Annotated in this window: 1 protein-coding gene and 1 pseudogene; both read right to left on the bottom strand. The window is 65.8% G+C overall.

Annotated elements, in window-relative coordinates; genetic code table 11:
- A pseudogene (locus EOA60_RS32505) lies at window positions 1-753 on the bottom strand (DNA polymerase IV); the annotation flags it as partial.
- Between the two features lie 397 nt (window positions 754-1,150).
- Window positions 1,151-1,502 (bottom strand): cupin domain-containing protein (locus EOA60_RS32500; RefSeq protein ID WP_206628354.1); only part of this gene is annotated, 352 nt, incomplete at its 5' end.

Below are 1,502 nucleotides of genomic sequence, written 5' to 3'. Positions count from 1 at the left end.
CAGGCCCGCGCCGGCCGAATGCGCGCGGCGATGCGTCTCCAGCCGGCGCGGGTCGCGGTTCCAGGCAAGGGCCGCGAGCTTCTGGCCGGCGGCATGGCCGATCAGCCGCTCCAGCGCGCCGCTATGCGTGCGCGCCAATTGCCCGATGGTCTCGACGCCGATCTCGGCGAGCCGCGCTTTGGTTGCCGGACCGACGCCCCACATCAGCGACACCGGCAAATCGTGCAGAAAGGAAAGCTCGGTGCCAGGCTCGACCACCACCAGCCCGTCGGGCTTGGCCACCTGCGAGGCGATCTTGGCGAGATGCTTCGTCCGTGCCACCCCGATCGAGATCGGCAGGCCGAGCTCGCTCTTCACGCGGCGGCGGATGGTTCGCGCAATTTCGTCCGGCGGTCCGAACAGATGCGTGCAGCCGGCGACATCGGCGAAAGCCTCGTCGATCGAGATGCGCTCGACCAGCGGCGTGAAATCGTCGAGCACCTTGATCGCGGCGTCGCCGAGACGCTGGTATTCGCCGAAGCGGCCGCCGACGAAGATGAGCTGCGGACAGAGCTCGCGCGCCCTGCGGCCGGGCATGCCGCCGCGCACGCCAAAAATCTTCGCCTCATAGGAGGCGGCAAGCACTACGCCGCCGCCGACTGCGATCGGCTTGCCGCGCAGCGACGGGTCGAGCAGTTGCTCGACCGAGGCGTAGAAGGCGTCGAGATCGGCATGCAGGGTCGTAGCGGCCGAAGCGGCGTTCGTGGCGGCCATCGCGCTCCCGGCTCCATCCATCCGCTTTGCGGCATCGCAGCATTAGCAGCAACTGTTGTAAGCGGTAATGCGTGTGAACATAAAGAGAACAAAAGGAGTTTCCTGTCAAGCCGGCCAGCTGGGGATGAGAACATCTGCAACCCGTCACAACCAAGGGCTTTGACCGGTTGCGCCGGTGTGCTCCCCTTTGGCGGGTCGACCGCGAGACCAGGGAGGGGCGCGAAGGATCGCGGCCCAAAACTGCGTCATGCTAGACGAAGTCAGGAGCCGAGCGACGCGCGAACACCAGGATGACGAAGTGCGGCCGAGCCGGAGATCCAGGTTCTGAGACGATGGCGGGACAGCGCCCCCTCTGATCGTCCCACATGGGGGATCGCTGTCCCTTGGCCGACAGCCCCTAGACCGGCTTGGCGTATTGCTCGGCGCTCAGCACCTCGATGCATTGGAACGGCTCATTGCCTTCTACCCAGGCGTCATGCCCGGGCGGGATCGTATAGGAGGTGCCGGCCTCGAAGGTCTTCTGCGTCCCGTCGTCCATGCGTATGGTGATCGTTCCGGACACGACATAGCCGACATGCGAGACCTGGCAGCTGTCGGTCTTGACCACCGGCTTCACGCATTCGGACCATTTCCAGCCCGGCTCCATGTTGAGCCGCCCGAGCGTGTAGCCCGGCAGCCGGACCACTTCGACGCGGGTCTTGGCGGGCGAGCGAACCTCGTCGGGATTGTTATGCGACTTGGATTCGAGC

This window comes from Mesorhizobium sp. M1A.F.Ca.IN.020.06.1.1 (genome assembly GCF_004023265.1).
Lineage (GTDB): Bacteria > Pseudomonadota > Alphaproteobacteria > Rhizobiales > Rhizobiaceae > Mesorhizobium.
Note: the sequence above shows the minus strand (reverse complement) of the source record. Positions and strands in the feature narration are given on the sequence as shown.